Below are 15,576 nucleotides of genomic sequence, written 5' to 3' on the forward strand. Positions count from 1 at the left end.
CTGCTCGCGCAGACGCTGGCCCGCATCCTCGACGTGCCCTTCACCATGGCCGACGCGACGACGCTGACCGAGGCCGGCTATGTCGGCGAGGATGTCGAGAACATCATCCTCAAGCTGCTCCAGGCCTCCGACTACAATGTCGAGCGGGCGCAGCGTGGCATTGTCTATATCGACGAGATCGACAAGATCAGCCGCAAGTCGGACAATCCCTCGATCACCCGCGACGTCTCGGGCGAGGGCGTTCAGCAGGCGCTGCTCAAGATCATGGAAGGCACCGTCGCCTCCGTGCCGCCGCAGGGCGGGCGCAAGCATCCGCAGCAGGAATTCCTGCAGGTCGACACGACGAACATCCTGTTCATCTGCGGTGGCGCTTTCGCCGGTCTCGACAAGATCATCTCGAGCCGCGGCAAGGGCACCTCGATCGGCTTCGGCGCCAAGGTCGAGGCCCCGGATGATCGCCGCATCGGCCAGATATTCCGCCAGGTCGAGCCCGAGGATCTGCTGAAATTCGGCCTGATCCCGGAATTCGTCGGCCGCCTGCCGGTCCTGGCGACGCTGGAGGACCTCGACGAGCCGGCGCTGAAGACCATTCTGACCGAGCCGAAGAACGCGCTGGTCAAGCAGTATCAGCGCCTGTTCGAGATGGAGGACACCCAGCTCACCTTCACCGACGAGGCCGTCAGCCTGATCGCCCGCAAGGCGATCGAGCGGAAGACCGGCGCGCGCGGCCTGCGTTCGATCATGGAAGGCATCCTGCTGGAGACCATGTACGAACTGCCCGGCCTCGAAGGCGTCGAGCAGGTCGTGATCGGCCCCGAGGCTGTCGAGAACAAGGCGCGCCCGCTCTTCATCTATGCGGAGCGCGAGGACGAGACCAAGACCGCCTCGGCCTCCTGATTTCTCCCGTATTGCGACAACAGGACGCGCGCCTTTGGCGCGCGTTTTGCGTTTGAGGTGCATAGTGAGATGGCAGGGGCTGGCCGTGGTTTCGGATCGCGACAGCCCTGCGCGAGATTGAACCGCCGGATGTCGCGGTATCCGTCCTTGGTCTGCTGCAGGACAGCGGTGCATGGACCGGATACCTCGCTTGAAAGCCGGCGAGGAAGTCTCCACTTTAGGTGCACTTGCGAGAGTCGCATGCCTGTCGAGGGTGCGATGCGCGAGGGCGGAGAGGCGAATGGTCGCCTTGGCCGCACACGTCCGATCGCTCCGCCCATCTCGGGGGTCCGCCGGGCGCAACTGCAAAGGAACTGCCATGACTGGCTCGACGCCCCGCGCTCCTTTCGTCACAGGCGAGACCGGCACCTACCCGGTTCTGCCTTTGCGCGACATCGTCGTTTTCCCCCATATGATCGTCCCGCTCTTCGTCGGCCGCGAGAAGTCCATCCGCGCGCTTGAGGAAGTGGTGAAGACGGACGGGCTCATCCTGCTGGCGACCCAGAAGAACGCCGGCGACGATGACCCGCAGCCCAACGAGATTTACGAGATCGGCACGCTCGCCCGCGTGCTGCAGCTGCTGAAGCTGCCCGACTCCACCGTGAAGGTGCTGGTCGAGGGCGTCGGCCGCGCCAAGGCCTCGTCCTATTCCGCGTCCGATTCCTTCTACGAGGCAGAGGCCACGGGCCTTGCCGAGGAAGAGGGCAAGAAGGTCGAGGTCGAGGCGCTCGCCCGTTCGGTCGTCAGCGAGTTCGAGAGCTATGTGAAGCTCAACAAGAAGATCTCGGGCGAGATCGTCGCTGCCGTCACGCAGATCGACGAGCCGGCCAAGCTCGCCGACACCGTCGCCTCGCATCTCGCGGTCAAGATCGCCGATCGTCAGGGCGTGCTGGAGATCACCAACGTCGCCCATCGCCTCGAGAAGGTGCTCTCGCTGATGGAAAGCGAGATGTCCGTGCTCCAGGTCGAGAAGCGCATCCGCTCGCGCGTCAAGCGCCAGATGGAGAAGACCCAGCGGGAATACTATCTCAACGAGCAGATGAAGGCGATCCAGAAGGAGCTGGGCGACGGCGACGAAGGCCGCGACGAACTGGCCGAGCTGGAAGAGCGGATTGCTCAGACCAAGCTGACCAAGGAAGCCCGCGACAAGGCGACGGCCGAGCTGAAGAAGCTGCGCCAGATGTCGCCGATGTCCGCGGAAGCGACCGTGGTGCGCAATTATCTCGACTGGATGCTCGGTATTCCGTGGGGCAAGCGCTCGAAGATCAAGAAGGATCTCAACGCCGCCCAGGCGATCCTAGACGACGATCACTTCGGTCTCGACAAGGTCAAGGACCGCATCGTCGAATATCTCGCCGTGCAGCAGCGCGCCAACAAGCTCGCCGGCCCGATCCTGTGCCTCGTCGGCCCTCCGGGCGTCGGCAAGACCTCGCTCGGCAAGTCGATCGCCAAGGCGACTGGCCGCGAGTTCGTGCGCATGTCGCTCGGTGGCGTGCGTGACGAGGCCGAGATTCGCGGTCACCGCCGCACCTATATCGGCTCGATGCCCGGCAAGATCATCCAGTCGATGAAGAAGGCCAAGACCTCGAACCCGCTCATCCTGCTCGACGAGATCGACAAGATGGGCCAGGACTTCCGCGGCGATCCGTCGGCGGCCCTGCTGGAGGTGCTCGACCCCGAGCAGAACGCGACCTTCAACGACCATTACCTCGAGGTCGATTACGACCTGTCGAACGTGATGTTCGTGACGACGGCTAACACGCTGAACATCCCGCCGGCCCTCCTGGACCGGATGGAGGTGATCCGCATCGCCGGCTATACGGAGGAAGAGAAGACCGAGATCTCGCGCAAGCACCTGATCCCGAACGCGATCAAGAAGCACGGGCTCAACGGCAAGGAATGGTCGATCACCGACGAGGCGCTGCAGACCCTTGTCCGGCGCTATACCCGCGAGGCCGGCGTCCGGAATCTCGAGCGCGAGCTTTCCAACACGGTCCGCAAGGGGGTGAAGGACATCGTGCTCGGCAAGAAGGAGAAGGTCGTCGTCAACGAGCCGCTGCTGGAAGAGTATCTCGGTCCGCCGCGCTATCGCTACGGCATGGCGGAGACGGAGGATCAGGTCGGTGTCGTCACGGGTCTGGCCTGGACCGAGGTCGGCGGCGAATTGCTGACGATCGAGGGCGTCATGGTGCCCGGCAAGGGCCGCATGACCGTCACCGGGAACCTGCGCGACGTGATGAAGGAATCGATTTCGGCGGCGGCCTCCTATGTCCGCTCCCGGGCCGTCGATTTCGGCATCGAGCCGCCGCTCTTCGACCGGCGCGATATCCACGTCCACGTTCCCGAGGGCGCGACCCCGAAGGACGGGCCGTCCGCAGGCATCGCGATGGCGACCACTATCGTCTCGATTCTGACCGGTATCCCCACCCATCGTGACGTCGCGATGACTGGCGAGGTCACGCTGCGGGGCAGGGTGCTGCCGATCGGCGGCCTGAAGGAGAAGCTCCTGGCGGCGCTGCGGGGAGGCATCAAGAAGGTGCTCATCCCCGAGGAGAACGCCAAGGACCTGATCGACCTTCCCAAGTCGGTGAAGGACGGCATGGAGATCATTCCGGTCGCGCGCATGGAGCAGGTGCTCCAGCATGCGCTGACCCGCCAGCCGGTTCCGATCGTCTGGGAGGAGGATCTCAAGGCTCCGCTGCCCAAGGGCGGGGACGATGATGCGGCGGGGGTCGTCGCCCACTGACCTCGGGCCCTGAAGTAACGAGCCGCCGGCGCGTAAGTGCCGGCGGCTTTCGTTCGTGCGCAACGCGGGGCATTGCGGCAGAGCCTGCTCGCAACCATCTTGAATCCACTTCACTCCAAGGCAAACCTTGTTCAGGGAGCGATGAAGCTGCGACGCTCTTCAAGGCGCGGGGTGACGGTGGATCGCTGGGTGGCTTTCGATAGTCTCCCGCCGCTGGTGCGGCAGGCACTGGCGCAGGCAGCACATCCGCTGAACCCCCTCGAACTGATCGATGCCGACAGTGTCGAGGAAGCGATCCGCCGAATCGCCAGGCTTGAGGCTGCGGCCAGACGGCGTGCGCAGCGGCAGTCGTGACAGGGGCTGAAGGAGCGCGCCCGCTCGCGCCGCGCGTGGCGGACTACTTGTCAATGTCCCGGATCATGGTGGGCGGTGACGGGCTCGAACCGCCGACCCTCTCGGTGTAAACGAGATGCTCTACCAACTGAGCTAACCGCCCTCGCGGTCGCGTTTAAGGCTTTGGTCGCCGCATCGCAAGCGTCGCCGGGGCGATCTCCCGCAAACGCATTCAGGCGGCCGAATTCCGCCATCTTCGTCGTCACCCTGCGAAGCATGGAGACGCGCCGCTCGACCCGCCCCGGTTATGTCCTGCGTACGGGCCTGAGCCTCGGACCGGTCCTCGCTGCCGGGCTGGCCTCCGCTCAGTCGCTCCTGCCCGATTCCTTCTTCGTCGACCGCCCGGCCTTCTCGCACCCGGAACAGCCGGGCAAACCGGCGAGCTGCGGATCCATCGGCGCTCAGCTTCCTGGCTCGCTTCCCGCCGATTCGCGCGTCGACATGGCGATCGCGGGAACGGTGAGCTTCCTGCGGACGGATGGCACGCTCTGGTATGTCGCGGTCTGCGCCGATCCGGGTGTCCGGGTATTGTGCGTGACCTATGGCGCCGGTGACCTGAAACCCGGCGATAAGGCGGTTCTGCGCGGCGGATATAACCGTCAGGACGCGCGTCATGTGCTGCTCGATCCCTGTCTGGCATCGCCGGAAGGCGAGCAGGGCGCGGGCGAGCGTTGAGCCGTCCGAGGATAATTGTCCCCAGATGTGATTTTGCCGGCGACACTCGCTTGACACTTCCGGCCGGGGGCAATACTCACCACGTCGCTGACGGCGAATGCCCCAGCCGCCCAGCGCGGGCGTAGCTCAGTTGGTTAGAGTGCCGGCCTGTCACGCCGGAGGTCGCGGGTTCGAGCCCCGTCGCCCGCGCCATTAAAATCAAAGACTTACCCATAGTCTGCGAACCTCCGTTACAAATTCCCAGCCGGCACTGTTACAAATTCTATCGCGTTTTGTTCGCGCGTAGCTTGGCCCGGCCCTCTCTCCTGATAGCATCCACTTCCCGCACCGTTGCCAGGTTGACCGGGTTGTAGGTCTTCTGAAGCCGGGTCGATGCGGCGAGGGTGTTGGCCATCTTTGTCGAAACCGCTTGCGCATCAGCGCCGCCGGCCGTCGCTTCGACGGTGCCTGAGCGACGCATGTCGGAAAGCTTGCGGTCCTCGGCCTTGCCGAACTCTGCGATGCGAATCGTCCGGAAATCCTCGGCGAGCTTATTCTTGGTGTACGGGGCGGGCGGCTGCGGCTTCCCGCCCTTTTTCGTTGTCCCGCTTCCACGCGTCCGGAAGATCGGTACGTTCGGCAGAAGCTCGAATGCGAGGCTCGCGATATAGGCATCGAGCGCCCAGGTCGCGCGCCTGCCGAGCGATGCCGCGGCGGCCCGGCCCGTCTTCGTCCGAGCGAGCGAAAAGATCGCTCCTTGGACATCGTCCGCTCGCTGGCCCGTCGTGAGAGATCGGAGATCGATCGGCGAGAGCTGGCTGTCCCATGCCGTCGCCATGCAGGCGGCGAGGCCCTTGTAGCCCATGCGCCACGCCCGCTTGCAGAGCCTGACGACCTCTCCCTCGGTCCAGATATCCTGCCGCGCGTCGGGAGCCCGGTTGGCAAAGGTCAGCGACGGATCGGCGTCGAGCGCGCAGTAGTTCATCGCCGCCATCTTCTTCCAGAGCGCGCGCCACACCTTGATGACGCGATGCCGCTCGGAGATGGAAACCGATTCCTCGACCTCGACGACGAGGCCGATCGGCTTCTGCGTCTTGCTGTCGATGGCGAGGAAGTCCTCGGGCTCGATCTCCTTCGGGTCCGATACCCCGAAATACGGTTCGATCCAGCGCCACGCCCTCGGCCAGTCGTCGCGCGTAGCTTGGTCCTTGTTGTGCTGCTTACCGGCCTTGGCCCGGTCGGCCGTGCGGAGGCCAATGACGCGCAGGTAAGCTTCGCCAACGGAGCCGGGCGGATATTTCGGCTTCGCTGCATCGACGATCCCAAGCCGAACGCGATCCCACTCGGCATTGAGCTCGATCGCGCGCTGCTGATCCTCTGGCGAAGGCACGTTGCGGTTGCCGACGACGATGCCGGGCCCCAGCGTCAGGAAGTTGAAGCCGTGCGGCTTCATCAGATGCGACGGCTTGTAGCGCCACCTGTTCCTCATGAAGATCAGGTGCCGGATCGAGTCTTTGCCCATGATGTGCTCGAAGGAGTTCATCGGCGCCGGTCCCGCATCTGGGCCAGGCGCTCGGATATCGCCCCTTGAGCATCGCGCGGCTGATTCGCGTGGGTCAAGCTCGAGCGGGTATCCATCCATTGATCGACAGCCTTCAGGTCGTAGTTTCCCGTGTCCGGATCTGGCCTTGGGAAACCGCGCTGGAGCAGTCGTGGAAGGATGCGCTCGAACTCGGAAAGTGTCAGGTGGAGGCGCCGCGCAGCCTTGATCGGCGGCACGTCGCGAGGATCGACCGTGTAGCGGACCTGAGAGGGCTGCGGGGCGGCGAGCATGGCTATGCCCTCTCCAAGGTGGCTTTGGCCCGCAGCGCTGCCCGGCTCGCAATCTCGGCGCGCACCGCCCGCAGACGCTTCCACTCGACTTGGGCCGCATCGGCGCCATCGACCGTCTCGCGCTCGGCGGCTATCAGGTGATTGCGCCAGTCCGAGGTGCGCGGCTTGAACTTGCTCATCGCCTGACGACGCTCCCATCCAGCTTCTTCTTGAACGGGCTGTCCTTGCTGCAGGGGAAGGACGAGCGCTTGCGAATGCCGCGGTGGGCCAGGGCCTGCCGGCGTACGGTCGACTTCTCAGCCACGTCCTCGGCTGTTTTCTGGCGGTGCTTGTCGCGTAGTGCGGGGGCAAGATTGCTTTCGCGATGCTCCCCGCCGTTCACGAGCGCGACGACGTGGTCGCACTCCCACGGCTCGCCGGCAGCGATCTTGCGCCCCGACAGGTAGCAAATGCCGTTGAAGCGCTCGAAGACGCGGAGACGCACGCGGGGCGGGATCTTCGCGTCGGGCGTCTTGCCGATCCACTCGGGGACAGATCGCGAAGTCATCCGCGTGCCCTCCGTGGCTTCAACCGCTCAGCCGTCTCAGCCTCAAGGGCGGCGACGTCGAGCCCGAGCTCCGCGGCCAGGTCCTTCGCCTGCTCGGTGAAGAGGGCGAGCTCGTCCCGGCTCATCTTGCCGACCGACTTGAACTTTGCCTCGCTGCTGGTGTCGTCGAACACGACGCCGTCGATCCAGTGGTGCGTCGCCTTCAGGCTCGCCTTCAGCTTCTGATCGGTCATGGTCTGATCGGGATGCGCTTCGGCGAACACCTTCAGGAAGACGGAGATGAATGCTCGCGCCCCCTGCGTGCCGGGCTCCCACTTGCGCAGTGAGAATACGGTTTCGGCCGGGAACTGTGAGATGGCGTCTCGGTCCCGGCCGCCGACGGCGACGAGTGCCCGGCCGTCCCAACGCGCGAGGATTTCATCACCGCGCTGCATGGCTCAGGCCTTGTTCCAGCGTGCGCTGAGGCGGTCGTTCAGCTTGTTGCGCTCGTTGACCGGGACGACCTTCGCGCGGACGGGCTGGCTGGCTTTCCAGAAGTCCTCGACGAGCGAGTAGTTGTCCGCGCCCCTCGCGTGGTCGATCAGCCGCTCGGCAAACTGGACATACTCCTCTTGGGTTTCACAGGACTGCCAGCCGTTCAGGTCGAAAGGCTCGCTGGCGCTTGCGCTTTCATCAGCCGGCGGTGGTGGGGCATCGTCACCAGCTTCATCAGAGGCCGGAGCCGCACGCGCGGCATCGGACTGGCGTGCGGTTCTGGCGACATGGCGATCGCGAATCTCGCGGGCACGCTCAACGAAGCCGGTGAAGTCCGCGAGGACCGCCTCGATATCCGTCTCGGCATACCAGGCCTCGACGTCGTCCGAGTTGGCGGCGAAGCCGAGCTTCTCGTCGAGGCTCGCAAGTTCGGCCTCGGGGTCGATCGCGTCATCGGAAGGTGCCGCCGGCGCATCGTCGGGCTGGGGGATCGATGCGGATGCGCCGGCGGCGTCTGCTACCTGCTGGGAGGAGGAAGCAGGAGCGGATTCTGGGGAAGGTTCCGCGGCGATCTCCATGGGCGGAGGCGGCGGAGGCGAAATGTCGCGAGCACGGTTGGAGCGAGCGACTTCCTGAAGGTCGTCGATTTCGTCGTCGGTGTAGGCGCCGAGCATCAGGGCGGGCTTGTGGATGCGTGCCCACTCTCGCGCGCCGCGATAAGCCAATTGTCGCCGATGGTTCTGCTGCGACGTCCACGGAGAGTTGGGGCCGGTGGTCTTCCAGGCGCCGACCGAGCCTTCTATGGTCTTCTCTTCTCCGTCGACCACCCCGGAAACAACGACTGCAAGCGCGTCGCCCGCCTTGTCGTTGTAGGTGTACTTCAGAGAAACGCCGAGCTTCGCATCCAGTACGGCGGCGACAAGCTTGCCCTCGTAGCAGAACTTGCCCTTCACGATCGAAAGGCACTGGGCGACGCCGAACGGATCCATGCCCCAGCGGGTCGCCTGGTTCACGACCAGGAAGCAGTTCGCCATGATAGCTTCGAAGGGAAGCGGCGAGCTTGTCGCCATCCTTATAGGTGCGCAGGGCCTCCGGCACGAGGCTGGCGTTCGCCATGATAGTGGCAATGCGCTGCATGTGCTCGAAGCGAGCCGTGTCGAGGATGGGGATCACATCCTCCACGATCTGACGGGCTGGACGGGGATTATCTCGGATGGGAGCGAGCGCGTTCATATTGGCCTCTCAAGCGACGTATTCGAGGGTTTTCAGCTCGCAGCCGGGCACGGCGACGCCCGTCTTCAGGTTCTGCTCGGCCATCTGCTTGATGACCGCCACGAACTGCTGCGGGGGTTCGGGAAGAGCGGCGTAGAAGGCGGCGGCAGCCGGCAGGTCGTTGATGACGGCAACCTTCCGAGTGCGGACCGTCGTGCTGCCGGTCGCGACCTTACTGCGGCCGCGCACCGGTGCCTGTTCCACCGGAGCGGCTTCGCCCATTGCAGCAGCAGCCTTAGCTCGCGCATCGCGCTCGGCGGCTTCCTGTGCCTCGACGGCTCGCTTCTTCGCCAGCGAATAGGCGGACATGCCGGTATTGACCTTCGAGACCAAGGCATCAGCCCGGTCGCGCGGCGGCACGAACTTCTTCTGGATATCCTTGGCCTGCTGATCGACCGGCTTCTTCGCCGCGACACGCATCTCCTCGATCTTGCCGGAGAGATCGCGAGCCCGCTCCTTCCACTTGTCGGCTTGCAGCGCGCGGACATCGTCGCCGGGCTCGACCGGCGTCTTGAAGAACTCGGTGATCTTCATCTCGATCAGTTCGAGCTCTGCGATCAGCGCTTCGAACGGGTCGCTGGGAAAATTGGAGCGAGCCTCGTCCAGGCTCTCGATCTCCTCAGGCCACGGCTCGTTGCGATTGGCGACGGCGTCGTAGAGATCGGACGAGATCGCGTCGCGGCAGAAGAACGAGAAGGTGGTTTCGGCGAAGGAGGCATCAGCGTGCCTGCGGCTCTGCTGCCCCTTGCGACCGATCCACGCGAACATCGTCCCGTCGACGACGCGGATCAGAACCGGATCGCCGCGGTACCGGTAGCAGCCGCAGCGAGGGAGCTTGTCTTCCAGGTCCGGGTTCTGGCCGGCCAACTGAGCCTTCCAGTAGCTGAAGTCCTCTTTCAGTGCGGCGCTCATGGCTTCTTCCTCGTGGGGAGGCGAACGACTGGCTTGCCGTCTCGCCATTTGGTGATCTGGAGCCCGGCTGCGCGGGCCTGTTGTTCGAGGGCGAGGCGCGCGAGGACCGTTGCGTAGTGACGTTGGACGGTTCCGTCTTTGCGCGCCGCTGGCATCAGAATGGCCGGCGCCTGGCTTCACCTTCGGGATCGTGCCGCCGCGGCTCGACATCCCATTCGTCATCGTCGTGGACCGGGATGCCGGTGCGTCGAATGTCGATGAGCAGCCAGACGGTGATCTTGAGCATCGCGATGCCGAAGAAAACCCAGCCAGCATCGAACGACTGAAACAGAGGCTCAGGCTGCATCACGGCCTCCAGTGGGGTTGCCGGAGACGCGGACACCATCGCGGTGCTCGGTCATCGAAACGGATATGGCATGGGGGCTGAAGTTCCGCCCCGCGCCTCCGGCAAACTGGTGAAGCTCTGTCTGGGCGTAGGCCTTGGCCTCTCCGCCGAATTCCTGGATCGCGATGTGAGCGACACGCTCTTGGCGCCAGCGCTCTTTGCAGGCAGCGGCATCGCTGATGTCGACGGCAGGATCCAACAGGAGCAGCCGGCCCATCATCGCAATGACGCGGTCGCACGCAGCCTTGGCATGCGGGCTCATGGCAGGTGTTCCCAGCAGGAGCCGAAGCCGACGAGCAGGATCAACGAGAATAGGACGACCGTTGCAAACACGTCGCCGACACTGTCGAAGCGCCATGCAGGCGTGGGCGCGGGCACAAAGACACGGCGGATCATGCTGCGCTCCTCGTGATCTGGTTGAGGTCGGTACGCACCCAGTTCAGCGCGCGCATGCACAGGCTGCGGCGGCGGGCGTCCCTAAGGCGGTTCGCTGCAGAGAGGGCGCGGGAGAGGCTGGTGGTTGCGAGCCGCAGGTAATCCGCCTGCGCAGTAGTCGAACGGAAGTTCCGGCGACGCTGCAGGTCCTCACGCGCCGCCGTGATCCAGTAGTTGAAATCGACGAGCGGCGCGGTCATCACGCTGCCCTCGCGCGGCGAAGGCCGGCACTGCGGGCCGCCAGTTCTGAGCATCGGCCATAAGCCGATAGGCGGCGGTTTCGGTCGATCTCGCCGACCGCTGGCATCGCTTGAGCGCACCGGCTGTCGCTGTCGTTACCCGATGGCGCTGGCACCTCGATCCCGTCGCATAGACGGGGGTCGAAGCCTTCTAGAGCGCCGGCCACGAACGCACGCGCCGCGCGCCCTAGCTGCCTCGCTGTGAATGGTGGCGGCGTCCCCATTTCGGTCCCCATCGGTTAGTTGATGGGGGGAGTATGCAGGGCTAAAAATAGCTCGTCAAGGGCAAAGAGCTAAAAATATCTCGCCCTGACATCTTACTGACTCCGGGAGTCAGCAGTCGCCAGGTCGCGTATCGACTCTCTCCTGCCGGCATGGCTCAAATGAGAACGCAAGCAGAACAAAGAGGCTGCTGCGACAGGGCATCATCAACAGAGTTCGGAGTATCAGGTCATGCCGGAAGATGTCGGAATTCGTGCGAGCTTCAAGCTCCACTATCGCTGCACCAACTGCCAGCGGAACGTGTTCAAGCGCCTCGACGTCCCTGACGTGGATGATGCGCCCTATGACGTCGAGGAGCTGCTCGACAGCGCCTTCCTGCAGAATGTCCGCGCGCAATGTGATGGCTGCGATAGCTTCATCGGCCGGCTGATCGCCGTCACTGTGTGGAAATGCGAGGAGGTGCTGGCATGAAGGACTGGTGCAAGGGATTGCCCGAGGCGACGGAGTTCAGCCTGTTCCCGCCGGCCGGTCAGGTGCGAGCCTGGACCGCTGACAAAGAGCATACCAAGGCGCGGCTGCGTGAGGTCTTTCCCGATCTCACGTTTGCGATCACCGATATCGCTCTCGATGCAAGCCCGGTTGTAATCCCGATCCTGGGCGAGGCAGGCGAGGGCGGGCGCGGCATGTATGCGTCGCCGCCGTCTGATATAAGGTTGCGCGAGATCGAAGCTGCGCTCCGCAGTTTTGACTGCGGAGCGATGGGGCAGTCGTGACAAATAAAAACCCGGCGCGGTAGCGGTGGGCGTTAGGTTCGGCCGCGGACTTGCCAGCGCAAGTAAAAGCGGAGGTAGGGATCGACAATGTTGATAGCTCGATTGTCCTCGTCCCAATCGATAGCCGCTGACGCGCCTCCCCTCATCGAAATGCTGGAAAGATGCTTCAACGCCGACGTGATCTCGTGCTTCTGAGGCATCATGTCCGTCAGAAGCGTATTCATCGTCACGCGCAATTCATCGTACGAAATGTTCTGCTTCGGACCCGTTTCCGCAATAGCTAGAAGCGTCGCTTCGTAGATGTCCGCTTGGCCACCGCGCGCTAGTGGGCGTTTTGTCCGGATCTTCCGGCTTTGAGGGCCGGCGACTAGCTTCTGATAGATGGGGAGGCCAGCGTCCTTTGCCAGCCGCTCAAACATCTCATCGAGGCCGAAATCGCCCGGTATTTTGTGGCGGGAAAGGAGGTTCGATCTTTCGATGTCGGAATCGAAACAGATTTCCCAGCAGAATTTTTGCATGAGGAAAGGGCTCGCCTGCGATTCTTCTGCCAGTCTCGCTGTGATGGACGAGGGGCAGTCCGCTCCAAGCTCGTAGAACCCACGCTCTGGGATTTGGAGCAATTCTGAATCCGACCAGTTTGGCAGAGTCACCGAAATGAACCTGCCAGTCAGTTCGCTCTCCGAGCGGATCGCATCGAAGGCGCGGTGTGTGACTGAGAGGAGTAGTACCTTAAGGCCACTGAAGACCGCGCCCTTGATGTTCCGCAAGAATGATACGCGAGTGTCTTCTTCAAGGTAGTGAAAATCGTCGATCACGAGGATGATTCCGGCCTGGATCATCGTATCGATTGCATCAGACATGCTCGTGATCGTCTTTTTCGCGACCGAATTCTTCTGAAGCCGCGATCCTTTCGCTGAAACTACGACAGCGTTTACGCCCGCTTCGCCGCTATGCGCAACTTCCTCTGTCGCTGTCTGTTCGACTGGGAGGCGCAACTCTCCGATAATGTCAGACCAAAGGCTCTCAACGGTTTTCACGCGTCCACCGTCGATCCAGACGAACTCTCGGTTCGCTAGGACCTTATGGCAGAGAACGGTCTTTCCAGTTTTTGTCGGCCCTGCAAGTGAGACGATTTGGTTCGGAGTTGCGATTGCTCGCGCCAAATTCCGCTCAACATGCGCTTCCTGCCTATCGACATATGTGACCGTTGGCTGTCCGCCAGCGACGAAGACTTGGTCACGATGTTTGCCGCCCAGCATATTGTCCCTCTCTGCGCGCCGTGCGCGACGCCCTCATTTTCTGCGCCGCGCGTGCCGCGCTCATCGCACCAGATGTTCGGTGGCCTCGCCGGTTGCCGTCATAGGTTGAACTCCGCCACCAGCCGTCGAACGATCGCGATGATCTCGACCGTCACGCCGTCATCGGCCAGGCTGTCCCGCTTGATGATGATCGGCTTGTAACGCGGATTGGTGGACCGAGGATGGAGCTCCATCCGGTCCTCGTAAATTTCGAGCTGCTTCACCGACCATTCGCGCTCGTGGCCGCCATGCCGAGTGCGCTCGACGACCACGATCATGCCATCGCGCAGCGGGTAGCGGTCGGCGATGTCCTCGTAGGCGAGGGCGGAAAGCCGGTCACCGTCCTGAATCGGCCGCGGCTTCAGGGCGTTCATGCTGTCCCCTTCGACCTCGAACCCGAGGTGGCGAGCATGAGGGAAGCGCGGGTCGCGCGTGTCGAGGAACTCCTCGGGCTCTTCCCAGTCGCCAAGGTCCTCGATGGCGATGAACTCGCCGGCTTTCACCTTGCCTGCGATCTTGACCGGGACGAGATCGCCCAGGTCAACGGGCGTGACGGTCGAAACGGTGGGGGCGTTCAGGGCATTGTCAGTTGAAGCGACTTCGGGCCCAAGACCCTCCGTGAGCCAATCTACCGTTGTGCCGAGCACGCGAGCGAGAGCTTTAAGCCCATCTGTGCGAGGTGACTTGGAGGCTCCGAGCCGGATGTTCTTGATGAAGCTCTCGCTCTGGCCGGCGTCGCGCGAGGCTCCTTTTGCGCTCTTCCCGGTCGCAGCAAGCCGTTGATCGATGCGTTCGATCAGTGTGCCCGGTGTCTTTCCAGTCTCAGTAGCCATGAGCCAAAATTAGCCCGCAAGCGAGCTAAAAGCGCGGGCTAAGAATAGCCTTGACAGCGAGCTAAAAATAGCCCCATGTCCTTGCGCATGAACGCGATTGATGAACTCCTCGCCGTGGTCAGCGCCTTCGCAGAGGCCCGACAGCTCTCGGAATCGAGGGTTTCAACGCTCGTTTTCGGGGAGGGGACGCGGCTCAAACACCTTCGCGAAGGTGGAGATATGGGCGCCCGGCGCGTCGCGCGCGGAATGTCCTGGCTCTCATCGAATTGGCCGAACGGCGCGCAATGGCCGGCCGATGTGACGCGGCCGCATACGGCGGAGGAGGCGGCCTGATGGATGTCTTTCTGAACATGCTTGTCGACGCCGTCATCGGCGCCGTCCTGGCGATGGCGGCACTGCTTGTGCTCGCCCCGGCCGCTCTCATCGCGACCGGCATCGTGAGGTCCTGATCATCATGGTGGGCCTCGCGCATCCCCGTCCATCGTTTCTCTCTCCTTCGAATGCCGGTGGGGCACGGGTTGCAGCCCGCTCTCCCCGGAAGGTCGATCCCGCCTGCGCCGCTCAGCGCTCTGCAGTGCCGTCCTCGTCTGTGAAGCCACCTTCGCAGTCGGAGCTTGGAATGACTGGTCAGAAATCCGGAAAGGTTGGGGTGACTTCGCCCCAGGCTTGCCCCGAGAAGGCCCTTGATTTTCTGCGCGGCCTCTATCCGTCCAAGACGATCGAGAACGTCGCCTATGACACCGGCATTCCATCCGACACCGTTCGGAAGTGGTTCGAGGGCGTGGCCAAGCCATCCTGGGCCGCGTTCTCGCGCCTGATCTTCGCCTACGGCCCTGCCTTCCTCATCGCTGTCTATCCGAAGGCGCCGGCGTGGCTCGACGAAGCCCATCGTCGCGAGCGGCAGGAAGCGCTGCGCGCCGAACAGCGACGGATTCAAGAACAACTCGACGCCCTGGGCGCCTGAACTCTGAAAGGAGGGGCCATGCGGGGCCTTCTCGCTCTTCTACTGGCTGGATTGTCCTGGCTGCTCGCCAAGCTGTCCCGCCTGACAATGTTTCCAGCAGCGGCCTTCGCCGACGGCGCGGAGTGGTGCGACCGGCAGGCCCGTAATCTCTCGGAGCCAACGCTATGAGCACCCCAACACCTGGTTGGCACGCCGATGCCAAGCGCCTCTATGCCGATGGTGTCGGTCTGGGAGAGATCGCCCGGCGCCTCAGGAAGCCGCGCAGCACGGTCCGCTGGGCCGTTGATGCCGGAAATGAGCGGCAGCAGCATCGCGATCGAGTCCGCGTCCAGCGCAAAGCCATTGCGGGCCCCGGCATCCGCCGTCGCGTGATGCGGCAGCCAGTTCCCGAGCCAGTCGTCGCGCCGGTCGCCGAAATCAGCACGAAGCCGACGCTCCCGAAGATCAGCATGCTGTCTGCGTCTGAGCCCGAGCCGATGGTTCGGAAGTTCGCCCCGCGCACCCGTACCCGGCCGGTCTCATCGGGTGCAGAGCGCTGGCGCCAGATCCATCGCGCGATGATCCGCGCCGGCAAGCTGCCTGAACCGGGCCTCCTCGAACAACTCCACCACTAGCCGGGATTGACCGGTCCCGACGTCAGCGAAGCTGGCGCCCCAACCC

General features: G+C 63.7%; 22 protein-coding genes and 2 tRNA genes. 10 read left to right on the top strand and 14 right to left on the bottom strand.

All coding sequences use genetic code 11. The features are described 5' to 3' along the window. The 3 genes from clpX to J0I42_RS14815 form a co-directional block, all read left to right on the top strand. Positions 1-897 (top strand): ATP-dependent Clp protease ATP-binding subunit ClpX (clpX, locus tag J0I42_RS14805; protein WP_291655821.1); only part of this gene is annotated, 897 nt, incomplete at its 5' end. Positions 898-1,255: 358 nt separating this feature from the next. Further along, a complete protein-coding gene (gene lon, locus J0I42_RS14810; protein ID WP_291655822.1) occupies positions 1,256-3,682 on the top strand; it encodes an endopeptidase La in 2,427 nt (808 codons plus the stop codon). 141 nt (positions 3,683-3,823) lie between these two features. Next, the gene (locus J0I42_RS14815; RefSeq protein WP_291655823.1) at positions 3,824-4,036 is read left to right on the top strand and encodes a hypothetical protein; all 213 of its coding nucleotides are present in this window, start codon (positions 3,824-3,826) and stop codon (positions 4,034-4,036) included. Positions 4,037-4,102: 66 nt separating this feature from the next. On the opposite strand, the gene J0I42_RS14820 is transcribed toward J0I42_RS14815, so the two are convergent. Beyond that, positions 4,103-4,178, bottom strand: a tRNA-Val gene (locus J0I42_RS14820). 113 nt (positions 4,179-4,291) lie between these two features. On the opposite strand from J0I42_RS14820, the gene J0I42_RS14825 reads away from it, so the two are divergent. Both J0I42_RS14825 and J0I42_RS14830 read left to right on the top strand, forming a co-directional pair. Next, the gene (locus tag J0I42_RS14825; protein ID WP_291655824.1) at positions 4,292-4,750 is read left to right on the top strand and encodes a hypothetical protein; all 459 of its coding nucleotides are present in this window, start codon (positions 4,292-4,294) and stop codon (positions 4,748-4,750) included. 115 nt (positions 4,751-4,865) lie between these two features. Next, positions 4,866-4,942 (top strand) — tRNA-Asp (locus J0I42_RS14830). A gap of 70 nt (positions 4,943-5,012) precedes the next feature. Here J0I42_RS14830 and J0I42_RS14835 read toward each other — a convergent pair. From J0I42_RS14835 to J0I42_RS14885, 11 genes are all read right to left on the bottom strand, one after another. Next, entirely contained in the window at positions 5,013-6,272 is a 1,260-nt protein-coding gene (locus tag J0I42_RS14835; protein WP_291655825.1) for a hypothetical protein, read from the bottom strand. After that, the gene (locus J0I42_RS14840) at positions 6,269-6,562 is read right to left on the bottom strand and encodes a hypothetical protein (RefSeq protein WP_291655826.1); all 294 of its coding nucleotides are present in this window, start codon (positions 6,560-6,562) and stop codon (positions 6,269-6,271) included. The genes J0I42_RS14835 and J0I42_RS14840 overlap by 4 nt, the downstream gene beginning before the upstream one ends. A gap of 2 nt (positions 6,563-6,564) precedes the next feature. Further along, positions 6,565-6,741 (bottom strand): hypothetical protein, encoded by a 177-nt coding sequence (locus J0I42_RS14845; protein ID WP_291655827.1) that lies wholly within the window; start codon positions 6,739-6,741, stop codon positions 6,565-6,567. Next, positions 6,738-7,109, bottom strand: a complete 372-nt coding sequence (locus J0I42_RS14850; protein WP_291655828.1) for an HNH endonuclease — start codon at positions 7,107-7,109, stop codon at positions 6,738-6,740. The genes J0I42_RS14845 and J0I42_RS14850 overlap by 4 nt, the downstream gene beginning before the upstream one ends. Further along, entirely contained in the window at positions 7,106-7,543 is a 438-nt protein-coding gene (locus J0I42_RS14855) for a hypothetical protein (RefSeq protein WP_291655829.1), read from the bottom strand. Before J0I42_RS14855 ends, J0I42_RS14850 begins: the two co-directional genes overlap by 4 nt. A gap of 3 nt (positions 7,544-7,546) precedes the next feature. Further along, positions 7,547-8,617, bottom strand: a complete 1,071-nt coding sequence (locus J0I42_RS14860; protein ID WP_291655830.1) for a hypothetical protein — start codon at positions 8,615-8,617, stop codon at positions 7,547-7,549. Between the two features lie 208 nt (positions 8,618-8,825). After that, positions 8,826-9,947, bottom strand: coding sequence for a hypothetical protein (locus tag J0I42_RS14865; RefSeq protein WP_291655831.1), 1,122 nt, complete (start codon positions 9,945-9,947; stop codon positions 8,826-8,828). Continuing rightward, complete coding sequence (locus J0I42_RS14870) at positions 9,922-10,113, bottom strand: hypothetical protein (protein ID WP_291655832.1); 192 nt, start codon at positions 10,111-10,113, stop codon at positions 9,922-9,924. The genes J0I42_RS14865 and J0I42_RS14870 overlap by 26 nt, the downstream gene beginning before the upstream one ends. Continuing rightward, positions 10,103-10,414, bottom strand: coding sequence for a hypothetical protein (locus tag J0I42_RS14875; RefSeq protein ID WP_291655833.1), 312 nt, complete (start codon positions 10,412-10,414; stop codon positions 10,103-10,105). Before J0I42_RS14875 ends, J0I42_RS14870 begins: the two co-directional genes overlap by 11 nt. Then, positions 10,411-10,548 (bottom strand): hypothetical protein, encoded by a 138-nt coding sequence (locus J0I42_RS14880; protein WP_291655834.1) that lies wholly within the window; start codon positions 10,546-10,548, stop codon positions 10,411-10,413. Before J0I42_RS14880 ends, J0I42_RS14875 begins: the two co-directional genes overlap by 4 nt. Continuing rightward, positions 10,545-10,787: a hypothetical protein gene (locus J0I42_RS14885; RefSeq protein WP_291655835.1), complete on the bottom strand. Its 243-nt coding sequence runs from the start codon at positions 10,785-10,787 to the stop codon at positions 10,545-10,547. The genes J0I42_RS14880 and J0I42_RS14885 overlap by 4 nt, the downstream gene beginning before the upstream one ends. 492 nt (positions 10,788-11,279) lie before the next feature. On the opposite strand from J0I42_RS14885, the gene J0I42_RS14890 reads away from it, so the two are divergent. Both J0I42_RS14890 and J0I42_RS14895 read left to right on the top strand, forming a co-directional pair. Then, a complete protein-coding gene (locus J0I42_RS14890; RefSeq protein WP_291655836.1) occupies positions 11,280-11,519 on the top strand; it encodes a hypothetical protein in 240 nt (79 codons plus the stop codon). Beyond that, positions 11,516-11,821: a hypothetical protein gene (locus tag J0I42_RS14895; protein WP_291655837.1), complete on the top strand. Its 306-nt coding sequence runs from the start codon at positions 11,516-11,518 to the stop codon at positions 11,819-11,821. The genes J0I42_RS14890 and J0I42_RS14895 overlap by 4 nt, the downstream gene beginning before the upstream one ends. Positions 11,822-11,853: 32 nt before the next feature. Here J0I42_RS14895 and J0I42_RS14900 read toward each other — a convergent pair whose 3' ends face one another. Together J0I42_RS14900 and J0I42_RS14905 are read right to left on the bottom strand one after the other, a co-directional pair. After that, on the bottom strand, positions 11,854-13,080 hold the full coding sequence (locus J0I42_RS14900; RefSeq protein ID WP_291655838.1) for a P-loop NTPase family protein: 1,227 nt from the start codon (positions 13,078-13,080) through the stop codon (positions 11,854-11,856). A gap of 98 nt (positions 13,081-13,178) precedes the next feature. Beyond that, positions 13,179-13,766, bottom strand: coding sequence for a LexA family protein (locus J0I42_RS14905; RefSeq protein ID WP_291655839.1), 588 nt, complete (start codon positions 13,764-13,766; stop codon positions 13,179-13,181). A gap of 805 nt (positions 13,767-14,571) precedes the next feature. Here J0I42_RS14905 and J0I42_RS14910 point away from each other — a divergent pair. From J0I42_RS14910 to J0I42_RS14920, 3 genes are read left to right on the top strand one after another with little or no spacing between them, the layout of a single operon-like run. Beyond that, positions 14,572-14,916: a hypothetical protein gene (locus tag J0I42_RS14910; RefSeq protein ID WP_291655840.1), complete on the top strand. Its 345-nt coding sequence runs from the start codon at positions 14,572-14,574 to the stop codon at positions 14,914-14,916. A gap of 18 nt (positions 14,917-14,934) precedes the next feature. Next, positions 14,935-15,084: a hypothetical protein gene (locus J0I42_RS14915; protein ID WP_291655842.1), complete on the top strand. Its 150-nt coding sequence runs from the start codon at positions 14,935-14,937 to the stop codon at positions 15,082-15,084. Beyond that, positions 15,081-15,530 (top strand): hypothetical protein, encoded by a 450-nt coding sequence (locus J0I42_RS14920; RefSeq protein WP_291655844.1) that lies wholly within the window; start codon positions 15,081-15,083, stop codon positions 15,528-15,530. Before J0I42_RS14915 ends, J0I42_RS14920 begins: the two co-directional genes overlap by 4 nt. Positions 15,531-15,576 lie beyond the last annotated feature (46 nt).

The organism is Allobosea sp. (assembly GCF_017308015.1).
Lineage (GTDB): Bacteria > Pseudomonadota > Alphaproteobacteria > Rhizobiales > Beijerinckiaceae > Allobosea.

What these genes read in the sequence shown, in the direction of transcription:
- J0I42_RS14835 (WP_291655825.1), bottom strand. Translation starts at nt 6,272, where the DNA reads ATGAACTCCTTCGAGCACATCATGGGCAAAGACTCGATCCGGCACCTG.
- J0I42_RS14920 (WP_291655844.1), top strand. Translation starts at nt 15,081, where the DNA reads ATGAGCACCCCAACACCTGGTTGGCACGCCGATGCCAAGCGCCTCTAT.
- J0I42_RS14890 (WP_291655836.1), top strand. Translation starts at nt 11,280, where the DNA reads ATGCCGGAAGATGTCGGAATTCGTGCGAGCTTCAAGCTCCACTATCGC.
- J0I42_RS14850 (WP_291655828.1), bottom strand. Translation starts at nt 7,109, where the DNA reads ATGACTTCGCGATCTGTCCCCGAGTGGATCGGCAAGACGCCCGACGCG.
- J0I42_RS14855 (WP_291655829.1), bottom strand. Translation starts at nt 7,543, where the DNA reads ATGCAGCGCGGTGATGAAATCCTCGCGCGTTGGGACGGCCGGGCACTC.
- J0I42_RS14860 (WP_291655830.1), bottom strand. Translation starts at nt 8,617, where the DNA reads ATGGCGAACTGCTTCCTGGTCGTGAACCAGGCGACCCGCTGGGGCATG.
- J0I42_RS14845 (WP_291655827.1), bottom strand. Translation starts at nt 6,741, where the DNA reads ATGAGCAAGTTCAAGCCGCGCACCTCGGACTGGCGCAATCACCTGATA.
- J0I42_RS14825 (WP_291655824.1), top strand. Translation starts at nt 4,292, where the DNA reads ATGGAGACGCGCCGCTCGACCCGCCCCGGTTATGTCCTGCGTACGGGC.
- J0I42_RS14875 (WP_291655833.1), bottom strand. Translation starts at nt 10,414, where the DNA reads ATGAGCCCGCATGCCAAGGCTGCGTGCGACCGCGTCATTGCGATGATG.
- lon (WP_291655822.1), top strand. Translation starts at nt 1,256, where the DNA reads ATGACTGGCTCGACGCCCCGCGCTCCTTTCGTCACAGGCGAGACCGGC.
- J0I42_RS14815 (WP_291655823.1), top strand. Translation starts at nt 3,824, where the DNA reads ATGAAGCTGCGACGCTCTTCAAGGCGCGGGGTGACGGTGGATCGCTGG.
- J0I42_RS14900 (WP_291655838.1), bottom strand. Translation starts at nt 13,080, where the DNA reads ATGCTGGGCGGCAAACATCGTGACCAAGTCTTCGTCGCTGGCGGACAG.
- J0I42_RS14880 (WP_291655834.1), bottom strand. Translation starts at nt 10,548, where the DNA reads ATGATCCGCCGTGTCTTTGTGCCCGCGCCCACGCCTGCATGGCGCTTC.
- J0I42_RS14895 (WP_291655837.1), top strand. Translation starts at nt 11,516, where the DNA reads ATGAAGGACTGGTGCAAGGGATTGCCCGAGGCGACGGAGTTCAGCCTG.
- J0I42_RS14870 (WP_291655832.1), bottom strand. Translation starts at nt 10,113, where the DNA reads ATGCAGCCTGAGCCTCTGTTTCAGTCGTTCGATGCTGGCTGGGTTTTC.
- J0I42_RS14915 (WP_291655842.1), top strand. Translation starts at nt 14,935, where the DNA reads ATGCGGGGCCTTCTCGCTCTTCTACTGGCTGGATTGTCCTGGCTGCTC.
- J0I42_RS14840 (WP_291655826.1), bottom strand. Translation starts at nt 6,562, where the DNA reads ATGCTCGCCGCCCCGCAGCCCTCTCAGGTCCGCTACACGGTCGATCCT.
- J0I42_RS14885 (WP_291655835.1), bottom strand. Translation starts at nt 10,787, where the DNA reads ATGACCGCGCCGCTCGTCGATTTCAACTACTGGATCACGGCGGCGCGT.
- J0I42_RS14910 (WP_291655840.1), top strand. Translation starts at nt 14,572, where the DNA reads ATGACTGGTCAGAAATCCGGAAAGGTTGGGGTGACTTCGCCCCAGGCT.